Genomic DNA, 15,058 nt, shown 5'->3' on the forward strand with positions numbered 1-15,058 from the left:
GCGAAAGTAGGATGAAGTAGCGTCATCCCACCAAGCGCATGAGCGTCGTAAAACCAGAAAAAGAATTTTGAAATTTTTCAGCGCGCCTCGATGGAGACCCACCAAGGCAAGGTGCGCACTACCCGAATGGGCAACGCGCGCTCGAGCATTGCCAGGGTGCGGTCCGTGTCGAGCAGCGGGAAGGTACCGACCGCACGCAAGCTGCCAAGCGACGGGTCGATGCCCAGGTGGCCATGCCGGTAGTCGCGCAGAATATCGACCACTTGGCCCAACGGCATGTCCTCGGCCACCAGCACACCACGGCTCCAGTCCTCGCGCCACGGTTGTGCGGCGAACGATGCACCGGCATGCTGCGCGTCGAACACCATCATTTGCCCGGCGTGCAACGTGGCTTGCCGGCCACTGCCGGCGCAGGTTGCCTGTACGGCGCCAGCAAATACGTTCAAGGTGGTTGTCAGGCCTTGGTCGCGCACGCTGAACCGCGTGCCAAGCGGTTGCATCCGCCCTGCCCGCGTCACGACGGTAAAAGGCCGAGGGTCCTTGCCGGTTTCAACCAGGATTTCACCGCGATACAAGTGCAGCTGCCGCATGCCTTCATCGAACTGCACATCCAGCGCCGTTTCGCCGTTCAGCCACAGCTGGCTACCATCGGCCAGCGTAAGCGGCCGCACGTCGCCCAGGCCCGTGCGATAGGTGGCGAACCAGGCGCGCGGCGAGTCTACCCAACCTCGCTGCCAGCCACCCCATCCCAACAGCCCTGCCGCGCCCGCCACACATAGGCTGCCAAGCACAGTCCGGCGCGATTGCTGGCCACGCCGAACGCTGTCGAACACCTGTCGCGCCTGCTCGGCCTGGCCGTCGAGGTTACCGAAGCGCTGGTTGATGTTTTCCACATAGGACCAGGCCAGGCGATGCCGCGCATCTTCCTTCAGCCAAGCACGCCATTGCGCATTGGCGGCGGGGTCATTCTGCGCCGCATGCAGCTGCGCGAACCAGCCGGCAGCTGCTTGCAGCACAGCATGGTCAAGTGGCGCCCTGCTCATCTCAGGGCGTCATCCAGTTGCACTTCCAGCAGCAGGCACTGGTACATCGCCTGGGCCAGGTAGGTGTTCACGCTGCGCTCGCTCACGCCCAGCTGTTCGGCGATCTCGCGCTGCTTCATGCCCTGCAGCTGCGCCATGAAAAATGCCTCGGCCACCCGCTTGGGCATGCGCTCGAACATCGCCTGCAGTTGCTCCAGGGTTTCGAGGATGACGGCCTGGTGCTCAAGCGATGGCACCAGATGCTCTGGCTGGGCTGCCAGCACCTCCAGGTAAGCCTGCTCCACGCGGCGCCGACGCCAGAAATCCACACAGGCATTGCGCGACATACGCCCCAGGTAAGCACGGGCGTGCTCGTGGTCATTGAACGCACGGGGTTTGCTCAGCAGCCGCACGAACACATCCTGCGCCAACTCCGCCGCATCGTGGGCGTTGCCGAGCTTGCGCTGTAGCCACTGGCGGATCCAGCCGTGATGGGAACGGTACAGTTCCTCCAGTTCGAAACCAGGGGCTGGGAGGCTGGGAGGGGCATTCATGGGGGACGCCATTATGCTAATAGGAATTATTCACAATGGTAGCTTGGAAGAATGGATATGGGCAATTGGGGCGAGGGACTGCTGTTCAGGTGTTTGCCTTGAATGTTTCAGGGGGGCATAAATCGAGCGCCGCCCGCGCGGCGCATCGCGAGCGAAGCTCGCTCCTACATTTGTTTCGGGCCAATTTTTCCTGTGGGATTTGCGCGCGTACGCCTTGGCGCATGGCTCGATATAGCGTCGTACAAACAAGGCGGTCGCGCGCGCCTGCCACAGGCGATACTGGCCCGAAACAAATGTAGGAGCGAGCTTCGCTCGCGATGCGCCGCGCGGGCGGCGCTCGATCGCACAGGCGCCAAAAACGCTATGGCGAACACATTAAGACCGTGCCCCCTCACTCACAACGCCTTCATCTCAGCAATATCCCGCGCCACCTGATCGGCAGACTGATCGAACATCGCCTGCTCCTGCGCATCCAGCGGCAATTCGATCACCCGCGTAAGCCCCTTATCTGCGAGTACACAGGGCACGCCCATGGCAATATCATCGCGCCCGTACTCACCCTGTAGAATCGCCACCGCCGGCAAAATGCGATTTCGCCCATTGGCGATGGCATCCACCATCTGCGCAATGGCCACGCCCGGTGCATCGCAGGCGCTGCCCATCTTCTTCAACCCCAGAATCTCGCCGCCGCCTTTGCGAGTTCGTTCGACAATCTGCTCGATCTCCTCATTGGACAGGAAGTGCGACAGGGGAACCGAGCCGATCTGGCAATAGCGCATCAGCGGCACCATGCTGTCGCCATGCCCGCCCAGCACCAGCGCCGTGATGTCCTTGGCAGAGAAGCCCGTTTGTTCAGCGATAAAGCACTTCATGCGCGCGGTATCCAGCACACCCGCCTGCCCAAACACCTTGTCACGCCCTAGCCCGCTGATGCTCCAGGCGCGATAGGTCAACACGTCGACCGGGTTGGACACCACCAACACCGTCGCTGCCGGGGCATGGTGTTTGATGTCCTTCATGATGCCATCCAATATCGGCAGGTTGATGCTCAGCACGTCCTGGCGCGACTGGCCAGGCTTGCGCGGCACGCCTGCGGTAATCACCACCAGCTCAGAACCGTCCAGCATTTTAGCTTTGGCCCCACCGTAAACCCGGGTATCGGAGCCTGACTCGACAGCGGCCTGCCACACATCCAGCGCCTTGCCCTGGGCCAACTCGCCCTGCACATCCATCAACACCAGTTCACGGCACAACTCGTCACGGGCAATGATTTGCGCCGCCGCCTCGCCGACCAGGCCGGCACCCACGATCGTTAATTTGTTCACCAGACACCTCCCAAGCGGCGCGCGCCACCAGGAACACGCCTGCGTATTGAGAGAAGTATTGACTGTTGGGGCTAAAAGGCCACTCGAAGCTAATACCTGGCGGCACAGCGACAACGCCTGTGGGAGCGGGCATGCCCGCGAAGAATCCAACTCGGTGAATGGCACCGGCTTCGCCGGTGTTCGCGGGCGAGCCCGCTCCCACAATGATCGCGTGGGCTTTAGATTTTGCGCGCTTGACAGTGCCCCATTACAGCGCGAATACTTTGGTCAGATTCATATATATGACCATACAACAAGGTGAATCGCTCGATGAACACTGCCAGCCTCAGAACCATTCCTCTCTGCTGCCAATCTTCCGTTACCAGGCTGCCGCCGGTAGGCGTCAGGTAGCGCAAATTCGCTTTCCCTCCATCGAAACCGGAACGCCGCTCGAGCGCCATCCGAACCGAGATTTCTTGAATGACTCCCTTAGATATTCAGTTGTTACTGACGGCACTGGTCAGCGTCCTGGTACTGGTGGCGCTCATCGTTTCGCGCCTCAAGATGCACCCGCTGCTGGCCTTGCTGGTGGTGTCCATTGGTGTGGGCTTCGCTACCCGCATGGAACCAGGCAGCATCGTCGCCCACTTGCTTACCGGCGCCGGAAAAACCCTGGGGGCCGTCGGGGTGGTGATCGCGCTGGGCGCGATGCTCGGCAAAATCCTGGCTGACGCTGGCGTCACCGAGCAGGTCGCCGATGTCATCCTCAAGCGCACCTCGGACCGCATGATTCCCTGGGCCATGATGCTGGTTGCCTTTGTCATCGGCATCCCGATGTTTTTCGAGGTGGGCCTAGTGATCATGCTGCCGCTGATCTTCAGCGTGGCGCGCAAGCTGGAAGGCCAGGCGCGGTTCAAAGGCTCGGCGTATGTGTATGTCGGTGTGCCGGTAATTTCCGCGCTGGCCGCCATGCACGGCATGGTACCGCCGCACCCTGGCCCCTTGACCGCCATCGCCGTGCTCAAGACCTCCGTAGGGCCCACCATGCTCTATGGTTTCCTGGCGGCTATTCCGGCAATGATCCTGGGCGGCCCGCTGTATGGCATGTGCATTTCGCCGCGCATGAGCACCCGGCCCGATCAGGCCTTGCTGGACCAGTTCACCCTGGCTGACAAAGCCGACGATCAACCCCGCCCCGGCGTAGTGATCGGCATGCTGGCCGCGTTGCTGCCGGCGATCCTGATGCTGGTTCATGCCGTCGCCGAGATGCTGCTACCCAAAGGCAATGCGCTGCTGGAGCTGGCCAGTTTCCTCGGCAACCCGCTGATCGCCATGCTGCTGGGCGTGCTGTTCGCCGGCGCCAGCCTGGTACTGGCGCGCGGTGGCGACGCTGAACAGCTGCGCGACGCACTGGGCAAGAGCCTCAAGCCTATCGCTTCGATCATCATGATCATCGCCGGCGGCGGGGCCTTCCAGGAGATGCTGACCAGTGCCAAGGTCGGCGACGCCATTGTGCACCTGACTCAGCAGTCTGCCTTTCCTCCGCTGATCCTGGGGTGGCTGATTGCGATGTTGCTCTCGGTGTCTACCGGCTCCGCCACTGTGGGTATCGTAGGGGCTGCAGGCCTGCTGGCACCGCTGGCCGGCGCTGACCCCAGCCTCAACCTGCCGTTGCTGGCGTTGTCCATCGGCTGCGGTTCGCTGTTCTTCAACTATGCCAACCATGCAGGGTTCTGGATGGTGAAGGAGTCCTTCGGGATGACCATGGGCGAAGCCACCAAGACCATTTCGGTGGTGCAGTCCATCGTGGCTGTGGTCGGTTTGATGGTGGTGTTGATGTTGAATGCCGCGTTAACGGTGAGCTGAGACGGGTTCAAGAAAAGCTTGGCCGCCGGGTTATTCCGGCGGCATTTGCCGGCAGCCCCCTGAGTCGCGTGCCAGCGCAATCTCTGAAGGTGCCGGTGCGCAAACGCACGATTTTTCTTTGCTGCTTTTCGAATGCACAAGTACAAAACCAGCCTCAATACCTATAAAGGTTTCGAGCTGCCCCTGCTCCTGTAACCGAGCCGGATTCACCGGCGGCCGTTTGCGAAAGCTAGCTGCAATAAGATTAAACACAGGGCAGGGACGATAGGAAATAAAAGAACATTCAAGCCCAGTGGTCCTCTTGATCATTTTTTTGCTCAGCCTCATGGCAGCCGCTGCCTGATTCTTGGCACATTGACCAGACCAGAGATCCTTGGTCAGATTCCGAATACGTAAGCCCATCATTAACGGCATACCTATCGCCAGCAAAAGCCCAAGCACAAATAGAATAAATGCAGCACCTACAACGTTCGTACTGAGACCATACACGGAAGAGACAACGCAGATTAAGGCAGCCAGCACAGCGGCGGGGATGAAACTCAAAATCCCCAAGCGTATATACCGAAGGCAAGACTCCACTTGTTGTACAAGCTTTGTATCACATCCTTTGCGGTCCGCAAAAATCCAACTTTTCAATACGTAATCATACTCACAACCGGCTACGTTCAGACTATTTATGGCCTCGATCATCAGGCTCGTTATTTCAGCTCGATGCTCCCTGAAGTGCTTATCCACGTGAAAGCTCATCGTATATTTCGACAGCGAGACATTCAGCTTGGGGGCTCGATCCACGGTCATCTTGAGCCCCAGTCCAAGAGGTACTCCAAAACCTTTCCCTTGTATCAGAAACTGGAGTGCGCCACCGACAAACAACGCCGCTACAAAATCCCAGCTCGGACTTGATACAGGCCCAACCAGACAAAATATGACATTAATACCGCAAACCAGAAATGCGAGTATCACCCACCTGCGAGAGAATGCTTTAGCAAATTTTACATTCATGGCGTCAGGCGAAAATTTCTGAACGCTTTTTCTTGAAAACAGCCATGCGACATAAATCAAAACAAGCAAAGCCAACGCACCCACAATATTGACCAACGCCATCAATACACCTACCACGGCATCAACATCCAAAACCATCAGCCCATGCACCTATCTTCTTAAAAACCCATCGTGCCACCTCAAGTTCCACATGGAAATCCCTAAAGTGGATTTTTTGCCAACTGCCTTGTCTCTATTGTTTTACCTTGCTTGCGCATAGCCCACGCCCGTTTACCACCTGGGAAAAGCAGCCGAATTTGCGCCTAGGCCAGAAACGTTCTTTGTTGCGGCTTTTTCCGTGATCGGCTGAAAGGGATCGTTGTGCAAAAGCTATCGAGGCCTATGCCCCCGAGCAGCAGCCCAGAATTCCCCACTTTACCTGTCTATAACTTCATAGTTTAAGGTCGTAGACCACAGAACGAGGTGAAGCTGCATGTATCGCATTTCACAGCTGGCGGCGAAGGCTGGCTTGAGCCGTTCCACGCTGCTCTATTACGAAAAGCTGGGGCTGATTTCATCGAAACGCCAGGCCAACGGCTACCGCACGTACTCGGATCATGATCTTCAGCAGCTGAAGTTACTGCAGCAGCTTCAGGCTGGGGGGCTGACCTTGAGGGAGTGCCGGGCTTGCCTGGAATCACGCATCGACAGAGCGTTGCTGCTTGAGCGCCTGCAAACGCTGGAACAGGAAATTGCCGCAAAACAGCAGTCTCGGGATCTGCTCGCGTCCATTCTAGGCATGGCCTCCATGCGACAGTGGCACCAGGCCTTGGAGAGCCAGGCACCGGGGGCGCACCTGGACTGGCTGCTCAAACAGGGTTTCAGTGAAAAACAGGCGCTGCGCTTGAAGTGGCTGTCGAAAGACATGAATCAACACGAACAGTACATGGCCGATTTCGAACGCATCTTTGAGGGCCTGGATTGCCTTGGGCCGGGGTCTGCCGAGGATACCTTGCAGGCACTGCATGCACTGCCTGTCGTGCCGCGCACGCTGCTGGAGATTGGTTGCGGCAGAGGTAGCACCACCGTGCTGCTGGCAGAGCGTACCCAAGGGCTGATCACTGCCCTGGACAATGATGAGTACAGCTTGAGCTGCTTGCGGGAAACCGTTACTGCCAGGGCGTTGCAGGACCGAGTCACGCTGGTTTGCGCCAGCATGACCGAGCTCCCCTTTGCAGGCCGGCAGTTCGATGCGATCTGGGCAGAAGGCAGCGCCTACATCATGGGCTTTGCCGAGGCCCTGAAAAACTGGAGGCCGTTTATCCGTGCGCAAGGGTTTCTGGTGGTCAGTGATCTGGTATGGCTAGCCGATAAACCCCACCAGGAAGCCGCTGTGTTCTGGCAGCACAATTATCCTGACATGGCAACGGTGAGTAGCCGTTTGGCTGCTGTTGGCAAGCTGGGATACCGGGTACTGCACAGCTACCCGCTGAGCCAGCAGGCGTGGCAGAACTACTTGGCGCCGTTGCGTGAAAAGGTTGCTGGCCTTTGTGCACAAGACTTTTCAACAAAGGCATTGGCCGACATCAACAACGAACTGGATATCCATCAGCGATACCTTGGCGAGTATGGCTATCAGCTATTTGTTTTGCAGAAGGAAGGCTGAGAGCGCCGACGGGTACGTAACCTATCGGCAGTCTCCCGAACATCGAAGAGAAACGTAGAATGACTATGACAATCCGCGACGAACACCCAGAAGACATCGCCACCATTACAAGACTGATTGCGGCAGCGTTCGAACACGAAGCGTATTCAAGCCACACCGAGCATTTTATCGTCAATGCACTGCGCCGCAGCCATCAACTCACCGTCTCGCTGGTAGGCGTAGAGGGCAATGAGATCATCGGCCATGTCGCAATCTCCCCTGTCACGATTTCGTCTGGAGCAAGCTGCTGGTTCGGGCTTGGACCAATTTCTGTCTGGCCTGGCCGACAGGGCCAAGGTGTTGGTTCAGCCTTGATGAAAGCGGCTCTGGCTGAGTTGCAGCGCCTGGGTGGCGTTGGCTGTGTCGTGCTGGGCAGCCCTGATTACTATGGCCGCTTCGGCTTCAAGCCCCACCCAGGGTTAGAACTGCCAGGGGTACCTCAGGAATACTTCCAGGCGCTGTCCTTCGATGGTGAGTTGCCATCTGGGACCGTACAGTACGCTACGGCTTTTGAAGCGACCGAATGAGTGATCGAGGCACCTGGTTTTATCCAATCTGAACGCGTGGAGCGTTCAGAGTCAGAAGTGGTATCTGAACAGCCCGAAGCCCCCTATCCAACAGGGATAAATCACCAGGCGGCCGACCAGCCGCACCGGTGATATTTGGCTCCGCCTTACATCAATGATCTGGCCGACACTCCAGATCTTGCCCACTTCGCGCCATCACCTTCCCACACTGCTCACTGGCCAACCGGCTGATGATCCGAATCGCCTGATGGATACCGGCTGTGTTGCGAAAGCTCAGTCGCGGGTTGTGTTCGCACTCCAGCATTTCATCGTGCTGGACCAAGGCCTCGCCTAGCAGTTCGAGGGTCCAGGCGTAGCTTTGGAGGGTGGATAGGCGTTCTTGGTCAGTCATGGCGTGCCTCCGATTGCGTACAGAGGAAGCGGGGTTGGCTGACGATGAGGTAGTTACGAGCCGCTGGGGAACGACGGCGGAGAACGGATGCGAGGATCTTGCTTGGACTTGAGGTAAGCATGCATGAGGCTCCAAGTTTAAGCTGGAGCTGCCACGATCCTTCCTACGGGATTGGGTGGCAGCTGTGTGCGGGGTAGGAATACCGGGAAACTTGGAAACCCGGCCAGGCCGAAGCCTGCCCACACACAGCCGCCATGACACAGCACAGCAGACAAAAAAAGGCGCCAGCTGTGGTGCAGGGGCGCCAAGTGCGTGCGCCAAGTTTACCAACGGGTTCCTACGCCCGGTCACGGGAATTATCGTGACGGAGAGATTTAGCCTCACATTGCTTGATAGAGCAAGTAGGGGCTTTGTAAGAAAATTCCTTGAAAAATGTACGAATAGTAGCGAATTAGCTGACAATTGTTAGATACGAATGATTTCTATACCTCTAGCTAGGTCTCTGATGAGCGAGCACTGTGAAAAATGGCATCAGGCTTTCAAGGATGTGTGCGCCTTGTTCGGAAGACGCTCGCTGAAACCTGAGTGCATTTTCAACGTTTCTTGAAAAGAGCAGGACACCGATTACTCGGTGCCCTGCTTGACACCCAGCGCGTCAGGGAGCATTCAAGGTGTAACGATCGGGAACCAGAACTCGAAGTTATCCATGTAGCTCATCAGCTCCTCTAGCTTGCCCTCGGCACCTTCGACCTTCACGTCGCCTTTGCTGACCGCGTCCTTGAGCGTGGTCTGCTTGAGCATGATGTTGTTCAAAGTGTCGCGGGTCAGGCTAATGCTTGCGTCGGCATCCTTCGCTTGCATGCCCTCGGTGTGGTTGAGCACACCGTTGACCATTTCCAGCGTGTACTTCTGCTTGAGGTCGGTGAAGTCCAGGTTGAGGGTGATGTGCTTGTCGCCCACTTCTGGCCCTTTCAACCGCATGGCCAGGAAGTCGAAGAACAGGTCCAGATCCATTGCCTTGACAGTGTCTGGGCTGGCCGTGTCCGGTGTTGGCAGTTTCTGTACGCCATTGCGCAGTTCTTGGGCACCGGTCAGGTAGAAGTTGCGCCATGGGCCACTCTCGGCCTGGTAACCCAGTTGCTCCAGCGTGTCGGCTTGAAGGTTCTTTGCCGCTTGATTGCTCGGGTCGGCGAAGACCACATGGTTGACCACCTCAGCCACCCAGCGATAGTCACCCTTGTCGTAGTACTCCTTGGCCTTTTTCAGTACAGCGTCGGCGCCGCCCATCATGTCGACGTAGCGCTTGGCTTGCTCATCCGGCGGCAGCTCCCACAAGGTGGCAGGGTTGCCGATGAACCAGCCCAGGTGCAGCACGTAGGTGGCCTTGACGTTGTGGTTGAGCGAGCCGTAGTAGCCACGGTTGGAGAAGCGGTTGGCGATCGACGGGGGCAGTTTCACCTGCTCGGCGATCTCGGTCATGGTGTAGCCCTTGTTGGCCAGGCGCAGGGTCTCGTCGTTGATGTAACGGTACATATCCCGTTGCGATGACAGTTGATCCTTGACCTCCTTGTTGCCCCAGACCGGCCAATGGTGCATGGCGTACATGACCTGCACATCGTCGCCCCACATTTTCAGCGCTTCGTTGAGGTATTTGGACCAAGGCAGTGGCTCGCGAATCTTCGCACCGCGCAGGGAATAGGTGTTGTGCAAGGTGTGCGTGGAGTCCTCGGCGGTGTTCAGCGCCTTCTTCTCGTGGATGTAATAGAGCATCTCGGCCGGCGCCTCGCTGCCGGGCGCGTAGAGGAACTCATAGGTCAGCCCGTCGATCGTGCGCTTCTCGCCGGTCTTCTCGATGATGTCGGTGGGCGGAATCAGGGTCACGGTGCCGGCGGAGGTGGTAGTGCCCAGGCCGGCACCGAGCTGGCCGGTTTCGCTTGGCGGCAACAGGTTGCCGTACATGTAGCTGGCACGGCGGCTCATGGCAGTACCGGCCATCACGTTCTCGGCCACGGCATGTTCGAGGAAGCCCTTGGGCGCATAGATCTTGACCTTGCCGGCCTTGACGTCGTCCTCGTTTACCACGCCCCGCACACCGCCGTAATGGTCGACGTGACTGTGGGTATAGATCACCGCGACTACCGGTTTCTTTGGCCGATGCTGGTAGTACAGGTCAAGCGCTGCCTTGGCGGTTTCCGATGAGATCAGCGGGTCGAAGATGGTGATGCCTTCCTTGCCCTCGACAATGGTCATGTTCGACAGGTCATAGTTACGCACCTGGTAGATGCCGTCGGTAACCTCGAACAAGCCGGAAATGTTGATCAACTGCGATTGGCGCCACAGGCTGGGGTTGGTCGAAGCGGGAGCCGCTTCACCTTCCTTGATGAAAGCATACTTGCCTGGGTCCCAGATCAGGTTGCCTGAGGGGCCCTTGATGGGCTCTTTTGGCAGCGGTGCGATGAAGCCCTTGTGGGCCAGCTCGAACGAGGTCTTGTCGTTGAATGGCAACTCCTTGAGCAGCGCGTCATTGGCCGCCTTGGTTGCAGCGGTGGCCGGTTTGGCTTTCTCCTCCGCCCAGGCCTGCGACGCCATGGCAATGGCGCTCGCCAGGAAGAAAGTCGAACTAAGTTTCCAGAGTCTGCCCGCCGACGCAGAGCGGTCGTGATTGCTGAACGGTTTCGCGAACAATGTCATTGCCAGCTCCTTTTGACATATGCGCTGTACCGATTCGGCAACTGCCAGCGAGGGGTTCGGGTTGCTTTGATAGAGTAGCTACGATTCTAAATTCGTCCTCTTCGCATACTTGCTTGCAGTAGGCGGCCATAAGGCAGACCCACCGCTTGCAGAGCTGGAATTGCCTTGTGCTGGGTCAAGTGTTGAATGGCACGGGCTTTGCCCGTGTTCGCGGGGCAAGCCCGCTCCCACAGGGATTACGCCGACCTTTCGAGAACGTTCGGCGGTGGCTCAGCCATTGCCGGGAACTTGGATTCACCGGCAGAAGCATACGTTGCTCCACAAAGACCTGAGCGCCCCAGCCCACTCCACGAGGTATCAAAGTCGGCGAAATCACCATCGACAGGGCAATAGAAAAGGCGACCCTTTTGGGTCGCCTTCGGATGTTAATGAGGCTGTAGTCGCAGCGATTCTTTAGTTTTCGGATCTACGCTCCGTCAGGTCAGAACCCAGTCGAAACATCGGCCATATGGTGGGGCCTATCGACTGTCCCTACGTCAGTGAGTACCAATTCCACTGTTGCCAGTTTCGGGGACCAATGACTGGCAAGCCATGCCCGAAAACGCGCGTTTGCAGTCCTCGCGGAAGACTGTCGAAGATTTGCCCTGACAGATCAAACCCCCGGTTTTCGGCAATTTGTTTCAGCAGGCGGCCAGGAGTATCAAGGTCTTTCAGGCACAAAAAAGGCCTGCATCGCTGCAAGCCTTGATGTGTGGTGCGGAGACAGACAGACGGACGGTTGTTGGTCGTGCGGGCACGGTTTTGGCGGGACTGGAATCTGGTGGATTTTTTGATTTACCTCTTAGGATATCTATAAAACATCAGCTAGTTATGGTTTTCGGTGGAATCGAAGCGGAAATTGGGGAAGATCCAGTAAGAGCTGCTCCCTCCTGTTTCAAATGCTATGTTGGGTACGACAGAAACGCCCCACAGCGGCCTTCAGTGGAAGGCATAATACGGGCAAGAGAGGTCATTCCCGAGCGACAGCTTTCGACCAATTGCGGACGTGCGCCAGAGGCTGCTTTCGGCCAAAAGCCGACGCTCATTCAAGACAACTGCTCGCAAGTTGTCTAACTGGAAGAAAAAAGGATAAAGCGGTGCGCATTACGCGCAAGCATGGCACAATCGTTAATCACATGAATACTGAGAGAAATATATGTCCGAATCAGGAAATGTCAAAAGCACGATTGATGCAGTCACAGGCCTAGTCAAAGAAGTTCCGATTTATCAAGACTTGCTGCAGCCCTCGGTTCGAGAAATCGGGAAAGGATTACACACTGTAGCTAAGACAGTTAATATCGCATTATCGCCCCTAAGCAGTCTAGTTTGGGGTTATGATCAACTCAGTAAATTTGTGACGACAAAAGTAGCAGAAAAGCTTAAAGATACACCGATTGAGAACATAGTACCGCCTAAGCTTAATGTAGCAGGACCCGCATTGGATGCCCTTCGATACATTGGTCATGAAGAAGCACTTAGTGATTTATATGCCAATCTTTTGGCCACAGCCATGGATAGAGCAACAGCAGAATCTTCTCATCCTGCATTCGTTGAGATAATTCGCCAGATGACGGCTGATGAAGCGAAAATAATGAAATTGTTTTTAGACAGAAATGCTTTCCCAACAATCAATATTCGGGCAGAAATCAAAGAGAGCAATGCGGGATACGACCACACAATACTAATAAATTTCCTCGGTGATGATGCACAATGCGAACTACCTAACATGAGCCCTTACTACATAGACAACTTGCGGCGCCTGGGGCTTGTAGAGATTCTGCCTGTATATGGCCTCCACGACTCTGATGGATATAGCAGATTGGAAAGTAGCGAAGAAACCCAAAAAATACTCCTCGATATTTCAGGAAAAAACGAATATGAAGCTAGAGTAATTCGCGGCGGCGTTAAAATCTCTCCGCTGGGGAACTTGTTTTTAGATGCCTGCATTAAACTAAAAGCCTCGCCGTCCGACACCCCAGGATTTGTGTAGACAACTCAAGTTGCCGATTACTAACATTTGCAACCGGCAGCTTTCATGATCTGGCCTCCTGAGCACCGTTCTCGGGGGGTGGGTGGAGCGGAGCGGCGTTGGGCTGGAGGTGGGTGCTGTTTGGGAGGCTGGCCGGGGCGTGCTTTGCCTGCAGCCTGATTGCGCTTTTGAATGGTGCGGCGACAGACGGACGGTTGTTAGCCGAGAGCGCACGGTTCTGGCGGGGATGGATTGGATGGATTTCTTGATGTACCTCATAGGGTATCTATAAACAAATCGGCTAGTTATGGCTTTCGATGGAATGGAATCGGAAATTGGGGAAGATCCAATGAGAGCTACGCCCACCTGCTTCAAACGCTAGGTTGGGAACGACAGAAACCTGGCAATGTAGACGCAGGTGACGCCCCCTCTGCCGCTCTGATTAAAATTATGCGTCGCCAAAGGCCTGCCGTCTGATTTTTTACTATTTAATTTCGACTCATGACGGCTTCGGTATTGAGTGTATATTTTGGGTTGTGGATTCAACCGTAAGCCGTCTCTCGCGAAAGACAGTTTTAGATCGACTACCGTCTGTCGAGAACGCCGAATTTTGCCCCATTAACAATCGCTCAGCATCCGAGAACTGCCTATATTTAGAAATTAACCAATCACGAACCATTGAAGCTTGTAGAAATAGCAAAATGCAATAACGGACAGGTAGCTCTTAACATAGTCAGCATTATCGTCTAGCTCCGCCGCATCGACGTAATCGGATATATATTGAATTTCTTCTGAAAACCTCGCGCTCGCGAAAGAAGGGCCGTCTTCGACAACGAACTCGTACACAAGATTGGCCAACTTGAGAAGCGACTCTCTATTCTCCAATTCACCGCCCGTAAACTTTTCTGAAGATCGTTCAATAAGCGTACGAATTCTCTGCTCGAGACCAGCCTCTTGAATTGATTCGAACTCTGGATTCGCGCAGCCGGTAGCCCCTGGCTGATCGTAATACCACGCGGAGTGATTACGAAGGCACTTCGCTGATGGAAATGTGGAGTTTTCAACAATGGTTTTAGATATCGTGTGTTTATACAGATCACTTTGAATGTGAAACGATGGTGATGCATAACAAACCAAGGCATCTCCTGCAAGCTTCGCATCAAGTTTTTCAAGCGCTATTTGCTGGTGAGCTGTGATCTCAAATTTCCAACACCCCGCTTTAATCCCTTTGGCCTTGAGATCTTTGCTACCACTTGAAAGCCTATACGGCCTTTTGGCTTGAAGAAATAAATTCAGCTGGAAACTAGGCAGTTCTTTTCTCTTCTTGCGGCGAGACCAAATAAATCCCCAGTGACGGCGATGCATCAGCGCTCCTCCTAAAGGGGAAGCAAAGCCATGCATTGACCATAGGTACGAGTTAGTACACATTGAGGCGCGGTCGATGCCAATGTGTTTCTCAAATACTTGCCCGGGCTCCCACAGCAGATGATTCCCCCACTCTAACTGATTATACAATGGCCCCCTATATTCGGACTCTTCAAAGTCTGCTACTCGCAATGCGCCGCTCCTTTTATAAGCGAAGTAATCTTTCCATCTCCACGGAAAGTGTATTTCTGAGGTTGTGATGTTCTTCATTGTGCGGGCTAGTGTACTTCAGCCTTAAACGCAGGCCCATTTACAGAGTCATTGCCAAATTTTGCGTCTAAACCCTACTGCAAATTCACCCATGCTGATATTAAAATGACATGATTCCCGCGTTTGCTCAAGTGCATTCCTTTACCAGCACGCAGAGGCGTGCAGGTAAGGGAATACCATGAGTCTGGGCTCGTTGCTTGACGCTGCTCGATTTTGCGCTGAACGTGGCGGGCCATAATTCACTAGTGGGAGGGAAGCTCTGGACGTCAGCACTCCCTTGGCAGAAATGGGGACAGATGGGCCTGTCCTCATTCAGTTGAAAATTATCCTCAGCCTATTCTCAGGCTCCTGCCCCGGTGAAAAACCCTGACAGG

Annotated in this window: 11 protein-coding genes; 4 read left to right on the plus strand and 7 right to left on the minus strand. The window is 55.7% G+C overall.

Going from position 1 to position 15,058, the window contains the following annotated elements:
- Window positions 1–77: 77 nt before the first annotated feature.
- The 3 genes from ACNFBR_RS20500 to ACNFBR_RS20510 form a co-directional block, all read right to left on the minus strand.
- Window positions 78–1,043, minus strand: a complete 966-nt coding sequence (locus tag ACNFBR_RS20500; protein ID WP_416736530.1) for a FecR domain-containing protein — start codon at window positions 1,041–1,043, stop codon at window positions 78–80.
- On the minus strand, window positions 1,040–1,576 hold the full coding sequence (locus ACNFBR_RS20505) for a sigma-70 family RNA polymerase sigma factor (protein WP_416736531.1): 537 nt from the start codon (window positions 1,574–1,576) through the stop codon (window positions 1,040–1,042). Before ACNFBR_RS20505 ends, ACNFBR_RS20500 begins: the two co-directional genes overlap by 4 nt.
- A gap of 395 nt (window positions 1,577–1,971) precedes the next feature.
- Window positions 1,972–2,901, minus strand: coding sequence for a malate dehydrogenase (locus ACNFBR_RS20510; protein ID WP_416736532.1), 930 nt, complete (start codon window positions 2,899–2,901; stop codon window positions 1,972–1,974).
- 459 nt (window positions 2,902–3,360) lie between these two features.
- On the opposite strand from ACNFBR_RS20510, the gene ACNFBR_RS20515 reads away from it, so the two are divergent.
- Complete coding sequence (locus ACNFBR_RS20515) at window positions 3,361–4,746, plus strand: GntP family permease (RefSeq protein ID WP_416736533.1); 1,386 nt, start codon at window positions 3,361–3,363, stop codon at window positions 4,744–4,746.
- Between the two features lie 30 nt (window positions 4,747–4,776).
- Here ACNFBR_RS20515 and ACNFBR_RS20520 read toward each other — a convergent pair whose 3' ends face one another.
- Window positions 4,777–5,886: a hypothetical protein gene (locus ACNFBR_RS20520; protein WP_416736534.1), complete on the minus strand. Its 1,110-nt coding sequence runs from the start codon at window positions 5,884–5,886 to the stop codon at window positions 4,777–4,779.
- Window positions 5,887–6,220: 334 nt separating this feature from the next.
- Between ACNFBR_RS20520 and ACNFBR_RS20525 the strand changes: the two genes are divergently transcribed.
- Window positions 6,221–7,393 carry a MerR family transcriptional regulator gene (locus ACNFBR_RS20525; protein ID WP_416736535.1) on the plus strand — a complete coding sequence of 391 codons (1,173 nt, stop codon included), beginning with the start codon at window positions 6,221–6,223 and terminating at the stop codon, window positions 7,391–7,393.
- 59 nt (window positions 7,394–7,452) lie between these two features.
- On the plus strand, window positions 7,453–7,959 hold the full coding sequence (locus tag ACNFBR_RS20530) for a GNAT family N-acetyltransferase (RefSeq protein ID WP_416736536.1): 507 nt from the start codon (window positions 7,453–7,455) through the stop codon (window positions 7,957–7,959).
- A gap of 151 nt (window positions 7,960–8,110) precedes the next feature.
- On the opposite strand, the gene ACNFBR_RS20535 is transcribed toward ACNFBR_RS20530, so the two are convergent.
- Together ACNFBR_RS20535 and ACNFBR_RS20540 are read right to left on the minus strand one after the other, a co-directional pair.
- A complete protein-coding gene (locus ACNFBR_RS20535) occupies window positions 8,111–8,350 on the minus strand; it encodes a hypothetical protein (protein ID WP_416736537.1) in 240 nt (79 codons plus the stop codon).
- 666 nt (window positions 8,351–9,016) lie between these two features.
- A complete protein-coding gene (locus ACNFBR_RS20540) occupies window positions 9,017–11,041 on the minus strand; it encodes an alkyl/aryl-sulfatase (protein WP_416736538.1) in 2,025 nt (674 codons plus the stop codon).
- 1,195 nt (window positions 11,042–12,236) lie between these two features.
- Between ACNFBR_RS20540 and ACNFBR_RS20545 the strand changes: the two genes are divergently transcribed.
- Window positions 12,237–13,070, plus strand: a complete 834-nt coding sequence (locus ACNFBR_RS20545) for a DUF4393 domain-containing protein (protein WP_416736539.1) — start codon at window positions 12,237–12,239, stop codon at window positions 13,068–13,070.
- A 639-nt stretch (window positions 13,071–13,709) separates the two neighbouring features.
- Here ACNFBR_RS20545 and ACNFBR_RS20550 read toward each other — a convergent pair.
- Window positions 13,710–14,414: a hypothetical protein gene (locus ACNFBR_RS20550; protein WP_416736540.1), complete on the minus strand. Its 705-nt coding sequence runs from the start codon at window positions 14,412–14,414 to the stop codon at window positions 13,710–13,712.
- Between the last annotated feature and the right edge of the window lie 644 nt (window positions 14,415–15,058).

This window comes from Pseudomonas sp. NY11955, assembly GCF_048068035.1.
GTDB lineage: Bacteria > Pseudomonadota > Gammaproteobacteria > Pseudomonadales > Pseudomonadaceae > Aquipseudomonas.

What these genes read in the sequence shown, in the direction of transcription:
- ACNFBR_RS20500 (WP_416736530.1), bottom strand. Translation starts at nt 1,043, where the DNA reads ATGAGCAGGGCGCCACTTGACCATGCTGTGCTGCAAGCAGCTGCCGGC.
- ACNFBR_RS20550 (WP_416736540.1), bottom strand. Translation starts at nt 14,414, where the DNA reads ATGCATCGCCGTCACTGGGGATTTATTTGGTCTCGCCGCAAGAAGAGA.
- ACNFBR_RS20540 (WP_416736538.1), bottom strand. Translation starts at nt 11,041, where the DNA reads ATGACATTGTTCGCGAAACCGTTCAGCAATCACGACCGCTCTGCGTCG.
- ACNFBR_RS20525 (WP_416736535.1), top strand. Translation starts at nt 6,221, where the DNA reads ATGTATCGCATTTCACAGCTGGCGGCGAAGGCTGGCTTGAGCCGTTCC.
- ACNFBR_RS20505 (WP_416736531.1), bottom strand. Translation starts at nt 1,576, where the DNA reads ATGAATGCCCCTCCCAGCCTCCCAGCCCCTGGTTTCGAACTGGAGGAA.
- ACNFBR_RS20520 (WP_416736534.1), bottom strand. Translation starts at nt 5,886, where the DNA reads ATGGTTTTGGATGTTGATGCCGTGGTAGGTGTATTGATGGCGTTGGTC.
- ACNFBR_RS20515 (WP_416736533.1), top strand. Translation starts at nt 3,361, where the DNA reads ATGACTCCCTTAGATATTCAGTTGTTACTGACGGCACTGGTCAGCGTC.
- ACNFBR_RS20535 (WP_416736537.1), bottom strand. Translation starts at nt 8,350, where the DNA reads ATGACTGACCAAGAACGCCTATCCACCCTCCAAAGCTACGCCTGGACC.
- ACNFBR_RS20530 (WP_416736536.1), top strand. Translation starts at nt 7,453, where the DNA reads ATGACTATGACAATCCGCGACGAACACCCAGAAGACATCGCCACCATT.
- ACNFBR_RS20545 (WP_416736539.1), top strand. Translation starts at nt 12,237, where the DNA reads ATGTCCGAATCAGGAAATGTCAAAAGCACGATTGATGCAGTCACAGGC.